Here is a 2,156-nt window from a genome sequence, read left to right as displayed (position 1 = left end):
TTAACGCTTAGAAAGTCGACAAATTTTCGTATTTTATTAACAGGTACGCTCTCAATTGCTATTGGCGCAGCTGTTTTATTTGTCGCTATTAATCTGACTAATGCTGTAATTCTATTTTTAGGTTCTATTATTACTGGAGTTGGTTTTGGTACAGCGTTTATGGGGGCCATTCGTAGTGTAATGCCATTGGCGCTTCCTGAAGAACGTGCGGGTCTTATGGCTGCTTTTTTTGTTGAAAGTTATTTGGCTTTTAGTATTCCTGCAATTTTAGCTGGGTATTTTGTAGGAAAAATTGGGCTGATGAGTACGGCAAATAGTTACATCGGTTTTATTATCTTATTGTCACTGGTTGCCCTTCTGATGATTATTAAAAATTTTAAAAATAAATAACTATATAAAAAAGCCTCGAACTGAGGCTTTTTTTTAATATTTACTGGTCACGCCAGCGTTTTAAAAAGCGTTTTACATACTTTTTAAATGGCCAAGTAAACTGTTTTATAAAACTATTTGGAATTTTATACCCTACCGTACCATACACGCTCGCCAAGTGATTTGGCATATATACGGTTTTAAAAATAACATCATAAAGTGGAATAAAAGCAGCGTAATTTTTATCAATCGCAGGTTTTTCAGAGGAATGATGCCAATGGTGGAATTCTGGTGTTGCGATAAACCAACGTAAATATGGAAATCGAAAACGTACATTGGAATGAATAAAAATAGCGTGAAATGAAATAAAAATTAAATAGGCAAAAACAGCAGAAGTATGAAACCCTAAAAGAAAAATCGGTAAAGTGGCAATAAAGCGAGTCATTAAAACTTCGACAACGTGTAAACGGGAAGATGCTAACCAATCCATATATTCAGTCGAATGATGAATCGCATGAAAACGCCATAAAAAGTTCACTTCATGCATGGCTCGATGTAACCAATACACCGTAAAATCAACCACAATGAGCAATTCAATGAATTGCAGCCAAATCGGCTGAGCTTGAACATATGGCACAATTGGGTTATCAGGTAAATGCGTAATCCAATATTGAATTGGCATAACCGTTAAGAAGCTAAATAGTTGAATACCAATATGGCTGACCATGAAATATTTCATATCGGTCACCCAGCCCACTCTTAAGATCTTTTGTTCAGGGTTTTTAGCAAAAAAGCCTTCAAGGGGTATAAAAATAAAAGCCAAGATGACTAGGGTAAGTACAAAATAATCAATGCCTGCATAAAATGGTACGCTTGGAATGACTGGAGCATGAATAACACCACAGCCTAAGACTGCTGCGATGAGTGCAAAGCATAAACCATAAAAGCCATATCTATTTTGTCGGATGATTGCACTAAATGCTCCAAAACCTCCGCTAATAATAATGCCTGTAATGAGGCCATAATAAAAAAGATTATAGTGCTTTGCATAAAGTGGACGTAACTCTGGGGTTGTCAGCACACTGGGAAACAAAAAACATAAAGCTCCAAATAAGCAAAGTAAGCTTAATGCCATGGATATAAAGGCACTAATTTTTCCTAAACCCGCATTAAGCTCTAAATTTTCAAATCTTGCTCTTAATTGATCAGTCATAATTCATATCAACAGTTCTTATTCTCTATGCCGCGCATGCTAACAAAATTTAATTATTAATTGTAAAAAGCACCTTATTTAACTCAGACTAAAAAATAGATATATAAATAAAACTAACCAATCAACCCAAAAATAGGATTAATTGGTTAGTTATTATAAATATTTATCTATTTCAGAACGTGAAAATAGGCTATTTATTTTTTATATGGAGTCTCATAGGTTGGCAGAGTAAAACTTGAAGTGCGACATAAACCACCTAATTAATTTAAAGGGTTTATGGAGTATATAAAATTGTCATACCATCATCTTAACTTTGAAGATCGTACTGCATTAATGCTTGAGTCAAGAAAAGAAGGCTTTTCAGCCAGAAAATTTGCTGAACTCATTAAAAGACATCCTAGTACGATCTATCGTGAGCTTAAAAGAAATAGCATCAATGACGTTTATCAAGCTCGATATGCTTCTGATAACACCTTCGCTAGACGTAGACGTGGTCACAGAAAACTCAAAATCGATTCAATCCTCTGGAAATTTATTGTTGAAGCGATCCGTTGTTTATGGTCTCCTCAGCAAA

2 protein-coding genes and 1 pseudogene are annotated in these 2,156 nt (G+C 34.8%); 2 read left to right on the top strand and 1 reads right to left on the bottom strand.

Annotated features, from left to right (window positions below):
* A pseudogene (locus J671_RS24430) lies at positions 1-390 on the top strand (MFS transporter); the annotation flags it as partial.
* A 40-nt stretch (positions 391-430) separates the two neighbouring features.
* Here J671_RS24430 and J671_RS24425 read toward each other — a convergent pair.
* On the bottom strand, positions 431-1,582 hold the full coding sequence (locus tag J671_RS24425; protein WP_031983686.1) for a sterol desaturase family protein: 1,152 nt from the start codon (positions 1,580-1,582) through the stop codon (positions 431-433).
* Positions 1,583-1,915: 333 nt separating this feature from the next.
* Between J671_RS24425 and J671_RS24420 the strand changes: the two genes are divergently transcribed.
* A partial coding sequence (locus J671_RS24420) for a helix-turn-helix domain-containing protein (RefSeq protein ID WP_240490957.1) occupies positions 1,916-2,156 on the top strand: 241 nt, incomplete at its 3' end.

This window comes from Acinetobacter sp. 1130196, assembly GCF_000588095.1.
Classification (GTDB): domain Bacteria; phylum Pseudomonadota; class Gammaproteobacteria; order Pseudomonadales; family Moraxellaceae; genus Acinetobacter; species Acinetobacter nosocomialis.
The sequence above is the reverse complement of the archived record's forward strand: the minus strand, read 5'-3'. Positions and strand labels throughout refer to the sequence as shown.

What these genes read in the sequence shown, in the direction of transcription:
- J671_RS24425 (WP_031983686.1), bottom strand. Translation starts at nt 1,582, where the DNA reads ATGACTGATCAATTAAGAGCAAGATTTGAAAATTTAGAGCTTAATGCG.